General features: G+C 42.3%; 18 protein-coding genes. 4 read left to right on the top strand and 14 right to left on the bottom strand.

Going from position 1 to position 18627, the window contains the following annotated elements; genetic code table 11:
• Positions 1-129 precede the first annotated feature (129 nt).
• The 6 genes from ACP14V_RS05825 to ACP14V_RS05850 form a co-directional block, all read right to left on the bottom strand.
• Complete coding sequence (locus ACP14V_RS05825) at positions 130-423, bottom strand: cupin domain-containing protein (protein ID WP_272609733.1); 294 nt, start codon at positions 421-423, stop codon at positions 130-132.
• A 24-nt stretch (positions 424-447) separates the two neighbouring features.
• Positions 448-879, bottom strand: a complete 432-nt coding sequence (locus ACP14V_RS05830; RefSeq protein ID WP_272609734.1) for a nitrous oxide reductase accessory protein NosL — start codon at positions 877-879, stop codon at positions 448-450.
• An 11-nt stretch (positions 880-890) separates the two neighbouring features.
• On the bottom strand, positions 891-1502 hold the full coding sequence (locus ACP14V_RS05835; protein WP_272609735.1) for a hypothetical protein: 612 nt from the start codon (positions 1500-1502) through the stop codon (positions 891-893).
• Between the two features lie 125 nt (positions 1503-1627).
• Positions 1628-3580 carry a Sec-dependent nitrous-oxide reductase gene (gene nosZ / locus ACP14V_RS05840; protein WP_409557931.1) on the bottom strand — a complete coding sequence of 651 codons (1953 nt, stop codon included), beginning with the start codon at positions 3578-3580 and terminating at the stop codon, positions 1628-1630.
• Between the two features lie 33 nt (positions 3581-3613).
• On the bottom strand, positions 3614-4195 hold the full coding sequence (locus ACP14V_RS05845) for a fasciclin domain-containing protein (protein ID WP_272609736.1): 582 nt from the start codon (positions 4193-4195) through the stop codon (positions 3614-3616).
• A 5-nt stretch (positions 4196-4200) separates the two neighbouring features.
• The gene (locus ACP14V_RS05850; protein ID WP_272609737.1) at positions 4201-4713 is read right to left on the bottom strand and encodes a c-type cytochrome; all 513 of its coding nucleotides are present in this window, start codon (positions 4711-4713) and stop codon (positions 4201-4203) included.
• Positions 4714-4828: 115 nt separating this feature from the next.
• Here ACP14V_RS05850 and ACP14V_RS05855 point away from each other — a divergent pair, with 115 nt between their 5' ends.
• Positions 4829-5260 carry an RrF2 family transcriptional regulator gene (locus tag ACP14V_RS05855; RefSeq protein WP_272609738.1) on the top strand — a complete coding sequence of 144 codons (432 nt, stop codon included), beginning with the start codon at positions 4829-4831 and terminating at the stop codon, positions 5258-5260.
• Positions 5261-5380: 120 nt separating this feature from the next.
• Here the strand turns inward: ACP14V_RS05855 and ACP14V_RS05860 are convergent, their stop codons facing one another.
• The 3 genes from ACP14V_RS05860 to ACP14V_RS05870 form a co-directional block, all read right to left on the bottom strand.
• Entirely contained in the window at positions 5381-6235 is an 855-nt protein-coding gene (locus tag ACP14V_RS05860) for a hypothetical protein (RefSeq protein WP_272609739.1), read from the bottom strand.
• Positions 6236-6259: 24 nt separating this feature from the next.
• Positions 6260-8245 carry a TonB-dependent receptor gene (locus tag ACP14V_RS05865; protein WP_424987942.1) on the bottom strand — a complete coding sequence of 662 codons (1986 nt, stop codon included), beginning with the start codon at positions 8243-8245 and terminating at the stop codon, positions 6260-6262.
• 167 nt (positions 8246-8412) lie between these two features.
• On the bottom strand, positions 8413-8790 hold the full coding sequence (locus tag ACP14V_RS05870) for a hypothetical protein (protein ID WP_272609741.1): 378 nt from the start codon (positions 8788-8790) through the stop codon (positions 8413-8415).
• Between the two features lie 742 nt (positions 8791-9532).
• Here ACP14V_RS05870 and ACP14V_RS05875 point away from each other — a divergent pair.
• Positions 9533-10156, top strand: coding sequence for a hypothetical protein (locus ACP14V_RS05875; RefSeq protein WP_272609742.1), 624 nt, complete (start codon positions 9533-9535; stop codon positions 10154-10156).
• Positions 10157-10245: 89 nt separating this feature from the next.
• On the opposite strand, the gene ACP14V_RS05880 is transcribed toward ACP14V_RS05875, so the two are convergent.
• Positions 10246-12648 (bottom strand): T9SS type B sorting domain-containing protein, encoded by a 2403-nt coding sequence (locus ACP14V_RS05880; RefSeq protein WP_272609743.1) that lies wholly within the window; start codon positions 12646-12648, stop codon positions 10246-10248.
• A 214-nt stretch (positions 12649-12862) separates the two neighbouring features.
• On the opposite strand from ACP14V_RS05880, the gene ACP14V_RS05885 reads away from it, so the two are divergent.
• Positions 12863-13717, top strand: a complete 855-nt coding sequence (locus ACP14V_RS05885) for an FkbM family methyltransferase (protein ID WP_272609744.1) — start codon at positions 12863-12865, stop codon at positions 13715-13717.
• A 52-nt stretch (positions 13718-13769) separates the two neighbouring features.
• Here ACP14V_RS05885 and ACP14V_RS05890 read toward each other — a convergent pair whose 3' ends face one another.
• Positions 13770-14495 (bottom strand): phytanoyl-CoA dioxygenase family protein, encoded by a 726-nt coding sequence (locus tag ACP14V_RS05890; protein WP_272609745.1) that lies wholly within the window; start codon positions 14493-14495, stop codon positions 13770-13772.
• An 81-nt stretch (positions 14496-14576) separates the two neighbouring features.
• On the opposite strand from ACP14V_RS05890, the gene ACP14V_RS05895 reads away from it, so the two are divergent.
• Positions 14577-15440 (top strand): AraC family transcriptional regulator, encoded by an 864-nt coding sequence (locus tag ACP14V_RS05895; protein WP_272609746.1) that lies wholly within the window; start codon positions 14577-14579, stop codon positions 15438-15440.
• Positions 15441-15480: 40 nt separating this feature from the next.
• Here ACP14V_RS05895 and ACP14V_RS05900 read toward each other — a convergent pair whose 3' ends face one another.
• The 3 genes from ACP14V_RS05900 to ACP14V_RS05910 form a co-directional block, all read right to left on the bottom strand.
• Positions 15481-16065: a RidA family protein gene (locus ACP14V_RS05900; protein WP_272609747.1), complete on the bottom strand. Its 585-nt coding sequence runs from the start codon at positions 16063-16065 to the stop codon at positions 15481-15483.
• Positions 16066-16078: 13 nt separating this feature from the next.
• A complete protein-coding gene (locus tag ACP14V_RS05905) occupies positions 16079-17290 on the bottom strand; it encodes an aminotransferase class V-fold PLP-dependent enzyme (RefSeq protein WP_236640889.1) in 1212 nt (403 codons plus the stop codon).
• A 70-nt stretch (positions 17291-17360) separates the two neighbouring features.
• On the bottom strand, positions 17361-18617 hold the full coding sequence (locus tag ACP14V_RS05910) for an amidohydrolase/deacetylase family metallohydrolase (RefSeq protein ID WP_236640890.1): 1257 nt from the start codon (positions 18615-18617) through the stop codon (positions 17361-17363).
• Positions 18618-18627: the final 10 nt, after the last annotated feature.

Below are 18627 nucleotides of genomic sequence, written 5' to 3' on the forward strand. Positions count from 1 at the left end.
ATGTTCTTTCTTGATTTTCATAGTATACCTCCGCTTTATGAACTAAAACCTACCAAAAACAGACAAGATTATAATGATGGTATTTCTGCCAATACATACACAAGTATGATGGGTTTAGGAACCATTGTTTTATCGGATAATCAAGAATTTAGCATCCTCATTGGCCAACACCCAATGTTCCACATTCTTTGAAAAGCTAAAATGCTGTTGGGAGGTTAAATTAATGATCTGGTTTTCGATATAAAAATCGATGCAACCTTCCAGCACAAACAAATGCACATCCTTTGGGGACGAATGTTTAGGGAAAAGTGCACCTTTGGCCAGACTAACACTCAAGATTTCCATTGACGGGTTTTTAACCAGTTGCTCCACTTGTAGGTCATGAAAAGGTTGTTGCGCAATGGTGTTATCAATTCCGATCATATACATAATTGTTGTTTTTAGGAGTTATTGGTATTCTTGTTTCAATTGATCCCAGGTGAACAGTTCCCCACCGTTGTCATCCAACGCAAATTGGGCCGCCTGTTCTTCCGCAAATGCACTTAAAAAGGCACCCATTGGGCTTGGGATGTTCTCGCTGATCAAATAAGTGGCCCCTGCAGCATTTACCAATTCGCCCGGTTGGTCAAAATCATTGACCAAAAACAGGGCTATGGTAGATTCATCCTCATCTTTTAAGTGGTTCATCATGCACTCAACCGCATCAAAGTTAAAGACCTTTCCTTTTTTTGTGACCAATTGTGCAGCATGCTGCTTGTCCACAATGGTCATGCTGCAAAAATGACAGCCTACATGGCCATAATCAATAGGTTTAGGACCTACGGTGCATCCAAGGATACAGCCAAGCATGGCAAAACAAAGGATAAAAGATGGTTTCATGAGAAGTGTTTTTATTGTTTATTAGCATTCTTCCACCCTAGGTAGCTGGCCGCCAAAGTAAGCATCATACCCACGAACATGAGCCAAGCGCCTATGGATGGCATAGAGGTCACATCAAAATTGAGCATCTTCACATGTCCCAGCAAGGGTGGTTTATAGGTCATTGGAGTTCCATCGGGGTTGGTTAATTTCATAATGGCATTGGGGTCTAAGTTGGTACCATAGTCTATCATCCATGCATTAAAATCGTACATACCCAACAGCCCTAGAATGGACATAAATATGAACCATCCTAAAAACCATTTATAGCCTACTTTGTTAAAATATCCCAAAATACCGATCAATACCCCTAAAGCTACCATAATTCCAATAATGATGGGAAATGTTCCAAATTCCCACATATCTTCTACTTTGGGCAAGGTCTGCATTCCTATGTAGTGGTTGAGGCCATCAATGTTCTGAATGTCAAATTCATTCATTCCCTGCAAGCCATTGATGTGGATATTCAACCCTAGGGGGTCCGGGTACTGTGGCGCTCCCAACATAATGTTCCAAAGAGGAAAGATGTACAATCCCAATAAGAAGAGAGGACCAATGATCATTAGTATACTAGCCTTTTTCATTTTTTTGATTTAAGGGTTACAAATTGAGAGTGTTTTTTTCTGAAGGGTTGATGAACTTCAATTTGTAAGAAAAGCGGGCAGGTCATGGACTCAGCCCGCTTTGTTCAATGGTGGGTCAATTGGGATTATTCACCCAAAGACCATTTCAGTTCCATGTTGGAATTGGCAGGGGAAACCCTGACATATCCTTGCATTTCTTGGTGCAACGCAGAACAGAAATCCGTACAGTAGAACGGCCATACTCCAACTTGTTTGGGTTCCCATACCGAAGTCTTGGTCTGTCCTGGCATAATCAGAAGCTCGGAGGTGTTCTGACCTAGGATAGAGAAACCGTGCGGCACATCAAAATCCTGTTCGTGGTTGGTGATGTGGAAGTACACTTTGTCACCCACTTTGATACCCTCGATATTGTCTGGCGTAAAGTGGCTTCGTATAGTGGACATATATACGTGGACCTCGTTACCTTCTCGTACCACTTTGGAACCAGTAGGCGATGTTACGGCGTATGGGTGTTTGTTCTCATCCAATCGGTAGATTTTCTTTGATTTTGGCGCCAACAGTTCAGCTGGGCAACCAGCAGCATAGTGGGGCTCACCATGCGTTGGAAAATCATAGATGAGTTCCATTTTTTCACCAGAAATGTCATAAATCTGTGCAGAGTGTTCCATTTCCGGTCCAGTGGGCAAGTAACGGTCTTTGGTAATCTTGTTCATGGCCACTACGTATTTGCCAAAGGGTTTTCTTGAGTTACCCCCGGGGATCATCAAGTGTCCAACAGAATAATAGGTGGGTTTTCTATCGATGACCTCCCAAGTGCCCAATTTCCATTTTACCACTTCAGAAGAGATAAAGAAGGTAGTGTAGGCGTTTCCTTTGCTGTCAAACTCGGTATGAAGGGGGCCTAGGCCACCACTTTTTACCTGTCCGGCCAATACATCCTCAAACTTAAGGATTGGAATACCGTAGGCTTCACCGTCGAATTTCTCACCTTCTATGGCCGCTATCATCTTGTCAAAAGAGTGTACGGTCAAGTCTGCAGACAGTTTACCGTTTCCAATGATGTATTGCCCAGTTGGATCTACATCACAACCGTGTGGCGATTTTGGAGTAGGTAAGAAAAATACAGCCCCGGGCACCTTTAAAGGATCAACGGTCAATACCTCTTTTTTCATGGTGGTGGTTGCCATATGGGTGCTTTCATCATAAACATTATGGGCATAGTTGGCAGGCATTTTGGTACCTCCACCATTGTTTACGTATTCTTCAATTTTCTTCCAGTTGACTGCGGCAATAAAATCCTTGTCGTTCTGTGATGCATTTACCTCTTGAAGCGTGTGGGCTTCTTCTGTGTTATAGGTAGTAAAGAAGAACCATCCGTGTGATTTCCCACGACCGGGATGTGAAAGATCATAGTTGAACCCGGGCATCAACAATTGAAACTTCAAGTCCATATGACCGTGTTCTGGATCTACGCTGATAAAGGACAAAGACCCCTTGAAATTGCTTTTGTATTCATTGATTGGCATATCCCTTTGTGGAATGGGAACGGAGAAACGTGTTCCTGCCACTACATATTCAGTGTTCTCGGTAATGAATGAAGAACTGTGGTTCCCGGCACTATTGGGTACTTCGATGATTTCTTCTGTTTCAAAAGTGCTCAAACTGATACGGGCAATCCTTGGAGTATTGTTGCCATTGATGAATATCCAACGTCCATCCAGTTCTCCATTGGTCTGGGAGATATCAGGGTGGTGGGCATCGTCCCAAGGTACAAATCCATGAGATGTAGTAAGCATGGGCTTGGTCTCTTCAGAATATCCATATCCAGAAGTTGGGAATTGGGAGAACACGGGAATTTCCTTGAACATCCTTCCAGAAGGTAGTCCATAAACGGTAAGGTTACCGCTGTATCCACCGGAAAGGAAAGCATAGTATTCGTCCTGCTCGCCTGGAGCAACATACACTTTTTCGGCGGCACTCGATGATAGTGCCCCGTTTGAGTTTTGGTTTTGTTGGCCACAGGAAACCAGCATCAGGACAGCTCCCATGGACATGATCAATTGTTTGTAAATTTTCATTGTGTTAGGATTTATTCGTTTTAATGGTATTGTTTATTCTTTTGGGGGAAGGATAACTTTGTCCACAACATGGACAATACCGTTCCCGGCAGGCACACTGGCAATTATTTTGGCACCTCCAACAAAAACATCATCACCCTTGATTTCAACAGGGACATTTTGATCATTGGCCTGTCCCAATTTTTTGAAGTTTTTCAAAAAATCCTTTGAATAGTTGCCAGGGGTAACGTGGTACTTGAGAATATTGGCCAAGGCGTCCTTGTTTTCAGGTTTCAACAAATTTTCAACGGTACCTTCAGGTAGAGCGTCAAAAGCTGCATTGGTGGGTGCAAACACCATTAACGGGCCTGCATTCACTAGGGCATTTTCGAGCTCCGCTGCCTGCACTGCGGCAACCAACGTACTGTGGTCCGGGGAGCCAATGGCTATTTGCAATACATTGGGAGTGGATCCATCGTCTTCAATAAAGGCTTGTCCCTTGTTGTTTTCCAGAATGGCCTCGGAATCATTTTGGCCAGAAGCTGTTGTGTCGTTTTGGGGCCCTTGTTTGCAACTGCTGACTACCATGAGCAGCAAAAGCAGCCCCATCATACGGAGTTTGATGGTTGATTTCATTTGCATTATTTTAAGGTTCTAAAATATTCTAGAATGGCACGTGCCTCATCTTCGGTCAACCCTTGGTTGGACATGGGTGATCCGTTAAACTCTTGGAGGAGTTCTTTGGCCAAAGGATCTTGTTGTACCATTTCTTGTGGGTTCAAGATCATGTTCATGACCCATTCGGGGGTTCTTCGCTCCAATATTCCGTTAGGGGCCGGTCCTATGAATTTTTTACCTACCCTATGACATGCCAGACACATTTGCTCATAAACTTCTTTGCCTTTGGCGGCCATGGTTTGGTCTATTTCAGGTGCTAAGTCAACAGATGTAATGGGGCCGACACCTTTTGTGGTCATATCCACACGTTCAGAAGCTTTGACCTGATCGGTTGTAGGGATTTCAGCAGGCTGCTCGGTTGTTGTCTTTTGCCTTTGAACACTGAAACCGTCGTCTTTTTTCTCCTCTTTCTTACCACCACAGCTTATTAAGATGAGGGCAAAGAGTAGGGTCATTCCTTTTATTATAGTCTTCATGTGATAAATGGTTAAAATTTCGTATCAAAAGTAGCATGGGTAAAACACTAAAAACATGATAATAGTCATGAAAAGGATAAAAATGTCTTTTAATCTTTGTTGAATATAAAATGTCATGCTCTCCAACTCCTCCAAATATGCCATCAAGGGAGTACTTTATTTAGCAGTAAACTCCAATGAGGACCGTAAGATTATGGTCAGGGATATTTTTGAAATGATCCATGTGCCTGAAGCTTACTTGGCCAAACTGTTACAGGAACTGTCGCGGCACAATATCATTTCCTCCACTAGAGGACCTAAAGGAGGGTTCTATTTGAGCGATGAAGACCGAAAACGGACCCTAATGGACATTGTTAGGATAATTGATGGGGAAAAGCGCATAAAGTCCTGTGTTTTGGGAATTAAGGACTGCGATATGGATAATCCCTGTGTGTTGCATAAATTGGTAGGAGCCAACAAAGCAAAATTCATAAAAGTCCTTCAAAATACCACTATTTTGGATTTGGTGGAAGGAAAACAGGATTTAGAAGAGTTTTTTCCCATTTGATTCTTTTTTTGAAACCGAACCCATACCGCATCTTTAAGCTAGAAAATATCAAAAATTAAAAAGGCCACCCACCATCGGATGACCTTTTCAAACAAACGAATAAAAAGTAAACAACAAATTTTAAAACTCAATCTCGAAGTACAAACTGCTACTTTCGTTCTCTTCCGTAACACTTTCTCCTTTTAAGATTTCATCATTGGCATTGAGCAGCTGTAAGTTGATTTTCCAGTAACCGGTCATGGTGAGGGACAGTTTGCCTGCATAGTTACCGGCAGTGGCGTCATAGATTAAATCCTCATTATTGGGGGAACTATGGTTGCCCATTCCTGGCATTCTGGGATCTAACTTTATGGTATAGTTTTCTATAGGTTGAAAGCTCATCATAGATTCCATTTTGAATAGTACGGCCGATAGGTCGTTGATAGCAACTTCTGGCGTAAGTGGCATCATGGCCAAAACATAACGGGCATCATCGGCACCCATGAATACATTGACCGTTTTTTTGCCATCAGCTGGGGCGTTGACCTCTATGGTTTCCGAGATGGTATAGGTAGTGCCCCCAAAGCTGTATTCTAGGTTCAACTCCCAATATTCGTTAGCGTTGCTGGCCATTTGAAAGACCACAAAGCCTTTATAGACGGTTTTTTCCTCTGTTGCTGAAATCTCCGATTTTGGACAGGAATGGCTCATTTGGGTCATGTGCATAACGGGATTCCAGCTAATGGTTGCATTGGGGATATATTCACCGGTTGACAAGTCCTTAATTTGGAGGTATAGCTCATTGTAACCTGTGGTCAAAACCTCTTTTTCAGAATATAGCTCCAACATATGGCCATTGGCCTCAAAACTACTTGTCAGATTATAAGCTTCCAATGGATTTTCAGTTACAGGCATTGGGCTTTCGTTATTATCGGAACAAGATGTAATTCCAGCAGATAGTGCGATTAATATGATTAGGGATTTTATAGTTTTCATTGTTTTTGATTTTAATAATTAGGATTAATTAATGGCATAGGATAAGGTCATGAAAAAGTTCCTTCCCATGCGTGGGATATTGTTCCAATCGGAATACGTTGAGTAATAGGTGTCAAATAGGTTTTCAACTCCTGCCTTCACATACAGCGTATTCCCACCAAGGGAAAAGGTCTTGCCCAAGGATAGGGACAGTAACGTATAGGCAGGTGTACGGTCCTCCCCAAAAGTGGGGCTAAAATTGGTTTGGTCCATTGCGCCGGATAAGGTCACTGATCCCGAAAAGCTTCCATGGGCATAGCTCAATTGGGAACGGTAGTCAACGGGACTGATGAAGGGCAGATTGCGACCATTGTGGTCTATGCCCCTGTGATAAGAGACCCGTCCACTCCAGTTGAGTTCTGGGGTAAACTTGTACTCCATATCCATAGAAACATTATAAAGGTTGGCCTGTTTCAAATTGGTATAGATTTTAACACCATCGGCACCTATGGTCATTTCGTTGAGTGTTGGGTCGATTTCACCAATGATATAATCCCTGGTGTGAAAGTAATTGCCCTCTAGACCAAGCTCCAGATTATCTAATGGTAATGTAACCTTGATTCGGGTCTCCAAGGCTTTCTCATTCTTGAGATTTGGATTGCCAATGTAATCATGGTTGTCAAAACTGTTGAACAGATAAAAGCCAAATCCCTCAGAAACAGAAGGAGCACGATCACCATAGGCAACACCACCGTTTACATGCCATTTCTTAAACTGTTTGTGATAGTGTGCCGAAACACTTTTTAGTGTACGTGTTTGCCTTTGGTCCATGTCTGGGTAGAAAATCCGAAGACTGTTCAGTCCAAAATCATCCGCCACATGAAACGATTGGTAGGCCAGTCGAGTAGCTAATTTTAGGATGCCGTCGCTGAGGTTAATTTTGTCTTCCAAATAAAGACCCGTATTAAACGTCCGTACATCTGGCCAAGTAAGCATGAACATTTCCTGCTCATTGGGGTTATTGGGATACATGGTCATTTCCGCCAAGGAACGATTGTAAAATCCATCGATTTTACCTATAAACCTATGGTTATCAAAAGAGAGCTCGGTCTGGGAATAAAACCCATAGGTGTCACTCCAACCGGGCATATCCATTCGAATGGGTACATCGGGTCTTTGGCTGTCATCCATAATATGCGTAATGGTGTTGGCATATAGCTTGGATTCCCAATTCTCAAGGTTTCCAATAAAATTGGATTGCACCCAACTTAGTGATCCAATAAAGGCACGTGCCAAGGATACATCCATGGGAAGAGCAGGGTAGCCTACATCCCGGGCCTCGTCAAAAATAAAACTGGCTAACAGTTTTTGGTCATCGGAGACTTTGTACCCAGCATTGGCGGACAGATTGTATTTTTCATATTGGGAAAAGGCAACCTCTTCACCACCACCAGCGGTATAGTTTTCTGCCTTCCGATAAATGATATCGGTATCCAAATAGAAATTTTCATCAGAGTAATTGAGCTCTCCACCCACAATTTGAGAGGTGTTATTGGTCTCATACCCCGTCTCTACAGCGGCTGTCCAGCCCAAGGGTTTAAAGTTGCTCTTCTCCAAGCGCATATCAATGGCCCCTCCGATCACATTGCCGTGTTGGGCACCTTGTTGTCCACTTTTTACCTGGACATCCGAAAGATTGGATACGTCCACATAGGATGTTATAGGGTCCATTTTATCCGTACAAGCCCCAAAAATTCGCATACCATCAATGGTAATGGACAATCGCTCTGAGGTCATATCATTGAGCATTGGGTCCCAGGCATATGCACCACGCTTGACCATGGATATTTTCTTGGAGGATTCCAGATATTCATCCAAAGTGGATAGTGGATTTGGTTGCGATTTGTGTTCAATACTTCTTTTAAAGGATGAGATGACAATGACCTCCTTTAAATCTATGGTCAAAATTGAATCCAAGGTTTGGAACCCTATGGATTCTTGGGCCTGGAGCTTTGACTGAAAAATTGACATTAGGCAAAGCCCAAGGACAACTAGCGGATATTTTATGCAAGCTGACCTGGCCCGAAATGAATAGTTCGATTTCATGGTTAAAGGTTTTGAATCAATTCAAAAAATAAAGGGCACCCAGTAGTTGGGAAAATATTGGAGATTTTCCCTTAGGGGTACGTCGAATTCATTCAGGCTTGCTCTGGAGGGTGGGGAATGTCGCTAACAAAAAGTGATGTATGTAAATCTTGATAATAATAACCACTGGGGGCTATGCAAGTTTGGAATTGTAAGGACAGGTCAACGGATGGTATAGGTTGGAAGAAATCCATAGGCTGGACTTCCGTTTTTGACCGTTGATCTCCAAAGGGATTTCTATCGGAATCTTTTTGTTGTTCTTCCAATTGTTTCGCCAAGTAGCACTTACCATTACATTGCAACTCTGGCCTGTTCTTGTTTTTACAGAGCACTTCCGAGATATATTCATAGTTGGCCACGTACTCCATGATGGGCCAAAGAGGCTTGACCAACATCGAAAAAGCGACCAAAAGAATAATAGTGTGCTTCATAGGGACAAAAGTAGAAAAGGCTCATGGATGTGAACATGATAATTGTCATAAAGAGGATAACGAAGTCTTTTTTTGGACATATCAGGCAAAGGATTGGTATATATGGACCCAGGAAGCATTTTTCATTCTATTTATGGTATTCAATGCCGGTTTTCCCACTAACTTTATCAAACGTAAAAAACGTCCGTTTGCTGGGTATCGCCATTCTGGGATCAACACCATATATCTTCCAATTCGATATCCCTGTCTAAAATTGTTCCGCATTGGCGGCAAAGATACAGCTTAGGCTTGGCAGAGCAATGCATTTCCTTTGGTTTAAACCCGCATTAAATCTCCTTAATGTTACAGAAATAACGTTCGGGAATGACTGTAAAAGAGTGTCAGCACTAAGTGCTTTAAAAACAGTTGGTTATCATGATTGTTTGGTCGATTTCTACCCAAGCGGGTAAATATTCCCCGGAACGCTGCTGGTTCATATGTTTTCTTAATGATTTAAAGTTCTGGTATATAATAAGTTACAAGTGTTCGCTGTGTATTCTATTCATTAGGCATACCGTTTGCCTATTTTTTTGGCACAATGGTTTGGTATTGAGGTCAAACCATTCGATTAAGGCATTGACTATAAAAGATGGATTGTCAATAATTCAATAGGTGATATGCTGATGGAATACAATATATGAAACGATTCCAATGCCAATCATAATGCAAAGGAGTGGTTGAGGTTTAATGCAAAAACGATACTATGAAAGCTGAACTTTCAGGAAAACAACGAATACTGGTTGGGTCTATATTGACTTTTACTTTTTTATTGGTCTTGGGATCCAATTTGCTGGACCGTAGGCATTTTGAAACCATACAAAGAACGGTCAGTTCCATATACCATGACCGTATTATGGTCCAAGATTATATCTACAAGCTAAGGAACCATATTTATGTGGAGGAACTCGCCCTTATTGAAGGAAGGGAGAAAGTGGAGCCTTACCTTGTCTCGCAAAAGATTCAGCCTATTCTGAATGATTATAAAAACACCGTATTGACTCTTGAAGAGAGCAAACTTTTAGAGCGCTTGATAAATGGATTTTCTGGATTGGAAACATTGGAATTGGAAGGTAAGGCAGGAGGTAAAAGTCAAGATGTGCTATTAAAGACCAAGGAAACACTTGTTGAACTCAAGAAAAACCTTGATGCGCTGGAGGCCATTCAAATAGAGGAAAGTAAAAGGCTTACAAAGATTTCGGAAAAATCATTGGGCATCAATATGATGTTGTCCAATCTTGAGATGACTTTTTTGGTTCTAATTGGTATGGCAATAGCTCTTTTGGCCTTTCAACCAATAAAGACCCTGAATCTTGTGCATCGAAATTGAATCATCGGATGCATCCGCCTGAAATTGCAAAACCGGAGCTCGCTAAAATCCAAGCTCAAGAGGTAACCAAGTCGTCCCTGAGCGGATTCTCATCGCTTTAAGGCAAAATGAAACCTGTAGACATCTGTTATGGTCCCATTTGTGAATTGAACATTGCACCAGTATGTAGTGGAAGGCATTGGTTTTCCACGGTAGCGCCCATCCCAATTGGGATTTTCAGGAGTTAGAACGGCAACCAATTTTCCATAGCGATCATAAATTTGGGTAAAATAATCACAGTCTGCATCGTTCTCTAAAAACCAATAATCATTTATTCCATCACCATTAGGGGTGAAAAACTTCTTGAATGTAAAGCAAAGTCCGTTGTCTTCAACGCAAGGCAGTCCAATGAAAGGTTCGGAAAACGTGCAACCATTGTTCACATCAAAAACTACGATGTTTTCATATAAGCCTGTTTCCAGAGCACTTAAATTGATTTGTCCAAAGTCATCGGAAGCAATGGTATTGGTGGTTTGGGCATCATTAAAATCGTATGTAACCTGATAAAGCGCATTAGGGACAAGACCAATAATCTGTATGTTCCCGTCAGAATTGACACAATTGGTTGGGGAAGTGGTCACAAACTGCAAATCAGCGTTTGAACTTTCAAGCACCACATCACCATAATAATTTTCACAACCGTTTACCTCTTCCCTGATCATGAAGCCCATGTAAGAGCCTCCGGGTAGTTCATCAACAACGATTTCGCCATTTGTATTTGCCATTGATTGCAGGGAAGTTGGAATGGATTGGTATTCATAGGAAATAGTATAGTCAATATTCGCAACCAGATTGCTAATGATAATACTTCCATTGTTGGCACCACATTCCGTTGGTTCCGTAATGGTAATTTGAGCATCCAAACTTGACCCACTTAGCACAACATTTCCAAGGTTATCGGTGCAGTTGATTACATTTTCAGTTACAATGATGTCATTATACGCTCCCTGCTCCAATCCTGTAACCTGAACGATTCCATTTGCATCCGAGATATAATTGTCCGTCACCAAATTTCCTCCATGCACATAGGTTATGGTGTATTCTTTTTCCGGGGCTAAGTCCGAAACGGTGAATGAACCATCATTGGTTGAACACCCAGAGGGGTCGGTTTGGTCAGAAAGTGTATAGAAAACATCGCCTAAGTCAAGAATCCAGATTGCACCTCTCTCGGGTCCATTTTCACTGTCGTGATAGGCACTCACGGCAATTTTTGGATTTTGACCACCATTTAAAAGGGTAATAGCCCCTCCAAAATAATCACCACCATTCAATTCTCCCGAGAAGCAATGCTCCCCGTACGTATAAAAGAAGTCTTCGGAAACGGTACCATCATTGTTTAATTCAATCATATAAAATCCGCCGGTTGCAGACGATAGGGTAGGGTTTAGGTGCCCTAAAGCCCCTACTAAAATTTCAAGCCTCCCATCACCATCCAGGTCATTGGTTCCATCAATTGATTCACCGAACAGGGCGCTGCCAGAAATTTGATGTGAAAGCCCCCCGGAAAGATTACTTACTTTTTGGGATGATTTCACTGTTCCATCTGTATTTAAGTACAAGGTATAAAAGCTGCCTGCATTTACCGCTCCATCATCATCCCTATATGCGCCCACAACGATGTCGGTTATATTGTCCCCATCCAAATCACCCATGTTGAGAACGGAACCCCCAAAATAATCCTCAAATTCAAGAATGGGCGTAAACCCACCCTGTGTATCACTGATTTTTTGATATGAGTTCACGGTTAGATCGGCATTCATGAAAAGTATCCACAGTGCACCCCTCCTAGAACCTCCGTCAGCATCCCTTCTTGATGCAACAGCCAAATCGGCAATGCCATCATTATTTAGATCTCCAATGTTTTCAATATCGGTTCCAAAAATCGCATCTCCGTTTATGACACCAGTAAAACCTCCTTGGGTATCACTAATTTTTACATGCGAGTTCACAGTTCCATTGTTGTTTAGGCTCAAAATCCAAACAGCACCATGCCAATACCCGCCATCCCCATCATAATCTGCACCAACGGCCAATTCAATACGCCCATCAGAATTTAAATCCCCGAGATAGGCAACGGCGCCCCCGAAACGATCATCATCCTCAAGCACTCCCGTAAATCCACCTTGAGTATCACTGATTTTGGTTTGATCGATCACTTGGTTGTCCGCATCCAAAAAAAGAATCCAAACAGCTCCCCGATCAGTGCCACCATCATCGTCGGTGTACGCGCCTACGGCCAAGTCGTTGACCCCGTTTCCGTCCAAATCCCCAATATTGTCTATGGCGATTCCCCACGAATCAAAATCATCTAGATTCCCTGTGAATCCACCATTGGTCTCATTTATTTTTTGATAATCAGCAACATTATAGCTTTGCGAAAAGCAAGGGAAAGAGCAAACAAGTAAGGAAAAAAGAAGCAGCTTGTGGGTTAAAGAATATGTTTGTAGAGTCATTGAAAGTCAACAATGAGGTTTGGTACAAATTAAAGATTTCGTAGTGAAGAAGAGGCATAAACCCCTGTTTTTTGGTCAAAGTGCACCTATTCTTCCATCTACTGTACAACTCGTACAAAAACTTGATGAGGATTCTAGTTTGAAATGGTAACTTTGATTTTCATTTAAGTCTAATTTGATGGGTTTTTTTCATTCTTTGGTGTATGAACCAAATATGAATCGGTTGCTGAGAAATGTGAACCGGATTTTGTCTCCCTTGCTGCCAGAACGCATAAAGATTCATCCTTCGGGGTCGATAAAAGTAGATGTTGGCAATGGGATTGCGTTTCGGTTAAAGACGAATCAAACCAGTTATATCACACGTGAACTTTTCTGGGACAAACCTGAGAATTTTGAATACACCCCTCTTTTTATAGAGCTGGTAAAAAAGGTTGAAACTTTTTGGGATGTAGGGACCAATATTGGTTATTATTCCATTCTAGGGTGTATGGTAAACCCAAAACTGAAGGTGCATGCTTTCGAACCTTCAATGGGCCCCATGACCTATCTTGAGGAAAACATTAAAATCAACAACATTGCGGATAGGGTAAAGGTAGAACCCGTGGCTCTCTCCGATGTAAACGGGGACATAGAGTTTTATCAAATACATAATCCAAAATTCCCGAACACTTTAAATTTATCAGGGGAACACAACATTGGGACAAAAACCGAATTGCCCTCCAAGAAAGTTAAAGTACGATCATCTAGATTGGATGATTACAACCAGCCCAATAAAAGGATAGATTTAATCAAAATAGATACTGAAGGAGCCGAGGTCCATGTGCTCAAAGGGTCCCAGGAAACCATAAAAACCCAACAGCCCATAATAATCTGCGAAACACTTTTCAATGGTAATGAAGGCCAGATTGAAGCACTGTTGAAGGATGAGGATTATTTGTTTTTTAACCATACCGAGAAAGGCTTGGAAGAAGTTCCAACTTTGGTCCGGGAAAAGGATAACGGGGTAAGAAACTGTTTTATGGTTCCACGATCTAAGAAAGATATGATTATGTCGCTTATTGCCCAGTAATGGTATTCCCTTAAGACAGACAAAATTTTTATGAAAGGAATATCAGGATATATCAACTTCTTTTTTTTCTGTCACCTGTATGATCCATTCCTTGTTCCCGCTCCAATAGAATCATCTGTTTCGGCCTAAAATTAAGTATAAGTGCTCTTCGTGGGCCATTGGTGGTGTTGCCCTTACTGTAGTGAAGGGTAAACCCATCATGGAAAGTGCATCCGCCGGCAAGCAGGGGAACTGCTTGGGCACCGGTAGTATCTGAATTGCAATACAGGGCACCTCCGCCAGACAAACTTTGGTGCGGCAGTACCTCTTGCTCTTTTACGGGTAGAAACCACATACATCCATTTTCTTCATGGACATTATCCAGCGCAATCCAGCAACTGGCAGCACGCTTGTCGGGTAAATCAATCCAATAGGCTGCATCTTGGTGCCACGGGGTTTCTGTATTGGTGTGGGGAGCTTTATTGATCAACATATCAAAATCCAAGTCCATATCATCACCAAGAAGCTGTTTGGCCCACTGCAAAGCCTTTTGGTATGCATGGTGGTTTTGTAATTTTTCCTCAACCAAGCTAGGTCGCATAATTTGGGTGATGCGTTCCATTTTTTCATTTTCGGCCACTGTATTTCCCGCAAGGTCACTCCGCAAACCTTTGGTTTTTTCCTTTTCAGATAAAAGTTGGTTGTATATGGCTTGAAGTTCTTTTACTTCATCTATTGTCAATAATTCTGGGATGGCTACATAGCCTTCCGAGAGAAAATTTTTCTTGAATGTATCCATGGATTTAAGTTTTTCCAAAAATGACAACTCTATATTAAAATAGCTACTATTTTTATACAACCTTACTTTTTTGAACATGTTATGAAAAAAACGTCGACCCGTACCGTTCTTTTGCCCCATCAGCATGGAATTTCCAGGGTGCAGCAAATGGGCCACTATCGTTATTCCGCTGCAAAACCGGGATTGGAGAATCATTTCCATCAAAATAGTATTGAGATTTGTTATTGTATAGATGGTGTGCAACAATATAGTGTGGGAAGTCGGATACATTATTTAAGGGGAGGGGATATTTTGATAATTCCAGCAAACCAAACCCATAGTACGGGAGGTATGCCTGAAGAAAAAGGAGAGTTGTTCTGGATTCAACTGCAGCTTGGTGACCGGCACGGGAAACTATGCCATTTACCCCAAGAGAAGACTAATTTATTGTTGAAGCATCTACAAAATGCTTCCAACGCACCTTTTTTTGGAGGACTTCAACTAAAGGAACTGTTGATGGAACTTTTTACCTTGGTGAAGCAAGATGCAAAGGGATTGGACAGTATACGAAAGGAAGTGGTGTTACTGCGCTTGTTGTTGGATACTTTGGAACTTTCACAGCGTAGGCAGGAAAAGGAAGTATCAGAGCGTATTAGGGCTATAGATGGTTTTATAGAAAAAAACCTCCATAGGAGTATTTATGTGGATGAATTGGCCGATTTGACCCAAGTGTCAACCGGTTATTTTAAGGCGTGGTTTAAAATCAATATGGGTAATACTCCAAAGGAGTATATAAATCGAAAACGTATTGATCTAGCCAAAAAAAGGTTGCAAAGGGAAATTTCCGTGACCAAAGTGGCTTATGACCTCGGGTTTAACTCGTCCCAATACTTTTCAACAGTATTTCGAAAATATACAGGGAAATCACCTAAGGAATATATTCAAGAAAAAACTAAGGCCGAATGAATCCATTCAGCCTTAGCTCTTATATGACAGATAATTGGGTTTACTCTTGAACTTCTACCACCATGTCTATCTCCACGGCAATATTGCTGGGTAAAGACCCCATTCCCACAGCAGCACGTGCATGCTTGCCACGTTCTCCAAAAACGGCCACCATTAAATCGGAATAACCGTTTATCACCTTAGGATGGTCTGTAAAATCAGGTACGGCATTGACCATTCCCTTTACTTTTACAATACGCTTTACCTTGTTAAGATTGCCTAGTTCTGCTTTTAGCACAGAAAGTTGGTTTATACCAGTAATCCGTGCAGCTTCATACCCTTCTTCAATGGAAAGGTCTGCGCCCACTTTGCCAGTGATGTTTTCACCATCTGCTTTAAGAGGACCCTTACCTGCCAGAAAAATTAGGTTTCCAACCCGAACGGCATTTACATAATTGGCCACAGGGGGTGAGGGTTCACTCAAAGTAATGCCCAATTCCTGAATTTTGGCTTCAGGATTATAATTGGGGTCAATGACTTCCTTCTCCACAGGGGCACTTTCGGTCTGCGCCGGATTTTCTTGTTTTGGTTGACAGGAAACTAAGCCTATCAAAACAGCACTAAGAAAAAAAATAGTACGTTTCATAGTTTATGACGTTTTAGGCGTTGGCCAATATTTCTTTCAAGCGTTTTGCAACAACACGTTCCTGTCCCGGATCCATCATCCAAGTAGTAATGCCTATATCATCCTTACCTCCAACGGTCTGAATGGATGGATGCCCTTCACGAAGTTGTTTACGAGCTTCTTCTTTTGTGATTTTGACAACACTCTCATCCCAAGTTACCCTTAAGCTAGGTACGTGGTTGGCGTAAGGAGGAACATGGATTTCGGTCTCTACACCGGTAACTGATTTGGCACTGTCACTGATCAGTTGGATCTGGCTTTCCCAAAGTTTCCATTCTTGTTCATGGTCTTTGGACAAGTAAAGCTCCAAGGCCACCAACATACCCAAAATTTCTTCTTTGTTCACTTTCATACCCCTAGCAATAGTGGTACCTCTTGGTGGGCAGTGCAATCTTGCTGCCTCAATGTACTTACGCTTACCCAATAGAAGTCCGGCACTCTGAGGTCCACGGATTCCTTTTCCTCCCGAAAAACATACTAGGTCAAAGCCCAATTTGGTGTATTTGAAAAGATTCTCTACCGGAGGTACGTCCGCAGCACAATCGATCATACACGGAATATTGTGTTTTTGGGAAAGTGCAACGAATTCTTCGTGCTTGATCTTGCCATTATCGGTATTTGCATTTAGGAACCAAAGCATTGCGGTGTTCTTGTTGATGGCCTTTTCCAATTCTTTGGTGCCATCCACTTCAATAATTTTTGCACCAGTGTTCAATAGGGCATGGGTGTATCCAATGGCATGTCCTTTTTGTACAATGACCTCATTTTTCAGTCCCGTTGTGTCAGGAAGCTGGCTTACTTTTTTGTTGTCCATTCCACAGATAATCCCCGCCAAACCAATGGTCATGGCACCAAAGCACCCAGAGGAAACGGTGGCATACTCGCAATCTAGCAGCTCGGCTATACGCTCACCGACCTTGTCCTGTAGGTCGTCCAGATTCACATATTCTGTGGTTGCATATTTAATGGCATCCGTTACTTCCTTGCTCATTAGACATCCGGTCATAGAGGTATAGGTTCCTGCTGCATTGATGAACGTACGCACTCCAAGCTCCTTGAAGAAGTCCCGTGCCAGGGGTTGGGCCACCGAAGTTTCCAGCGTTTTTGCCGAAAGCAATCCGGTTCCCATTAGTCCGCCCGCAACGGGTAGGGCGGAAAGCGTTTTTAAAACTTTTCTTCTGCTCATAATCTTTGGTTGTTTATATTAAAATTGTTCTTACTAGTTATAGGGTTTGTATTATCGCAATTGGGATTTTCTATTTACCCCAGGCTTGTTTTGAAATACCGTTTAGATCGTAGACTACTTTACCATCTTTGATGGTAAGTTCACATTCTACTTTTTCATCTCCTTCCATTTTGGTATTCCTAGTGTCTATGAATCCGAACTCTCCCTTCCTGTGGTTTAATACGGTAACATCTGCCACAGCCCCTACAGAAATATGCCCTAAATCGGTACGTTGAATGATTTTTGCGGGTTCCCAAGTAGATACGGTGATAACTTCACTTAGGGACATACCCAAGTTCAGGAATTTGGACATGATATTGGCCATATCCTTCATTCCTCCATTCATACTTCCTGTGTGAAGGTCGGTGCTTATGGAATTGGGTTTGAGACCTTGCTCCATGGCAGGAATGACTTGCTCGAAAACAAAACTTCCACCCCCATGGCCTACATCAAAAATAATCCCTCTTTTTTGTGCAGCAAAAACATAGTCCCTTACTTTTCCATTTTCATCCACAATGGGGGTACGACCGTCTACATGGCCATAAGCATGGGTGAAAATATCCCCGGGGCGTAATTTTTCCATGAAGAGAGTTTCCAAGGATAACTCAGGCTCACTTCCCCCAAAGTCTATCATAACTGGGATATCGGCAAGCCTTCCTGCCTCTGCGGCCCTTTCCGCGGGTGTCCAATCAAATCCACTGAAATGTGCCAATTTCACCCCAACCACGTCGTTGGGGAACTGTTTTGCCACCATAGCGGTCATTCGGGCATCCATATCACTTAGGTTTTGCTCAATGGGTCCTCCTTTCATTCCAGAGCCTACAATGTTCAAAAAGGCCAATACCCTGGTTTTGGACCTATCGATTACCTGTTCTTTGAACTGCCTAAAGTTTCTCCAACCGGCACCCCCGGCGTCCGCAACTGTGGTAACACCACTTCTGAAGGTGAAACCATCCGGTGGGACCGCATAATAACCATTGCTCAGGTAAGCGTTGGATTCCGTACCATAAAAGTTATGGCTGTGAATGTCTATAAGTCCCGGACTAACATAAAGCCCTTTGGCGTTGATTACTGTCTTGGCTTTACTTTGGGAGATGTTGTTGGATACTTCGGCAATCTTGCCATCCTTTATGGCAACATCCATGACTTTGTCTATGTTGTTTTTGGCATCGATTACATGCCCATCTTTGATTAAGATGTCGTAATCCTGTGCCATGGCAAACATGGTGAACAAAAAGAAGCTGAAAGTTGCATACAAATTGCCCATTTTTAGAATTTTCGTTTTCATACGGTTTGGT

It is taken from the genome of Flagellimonas alvinocaridis, from assembly GCF_965248585.1.
Taxonomy (GTDB): Bacteria; Bacteroidota; Bacteroidia; order Flavobacteriales; family Flavobacteriaceae; genus Flagellimonas; species Flagellimonas alvinocaridis.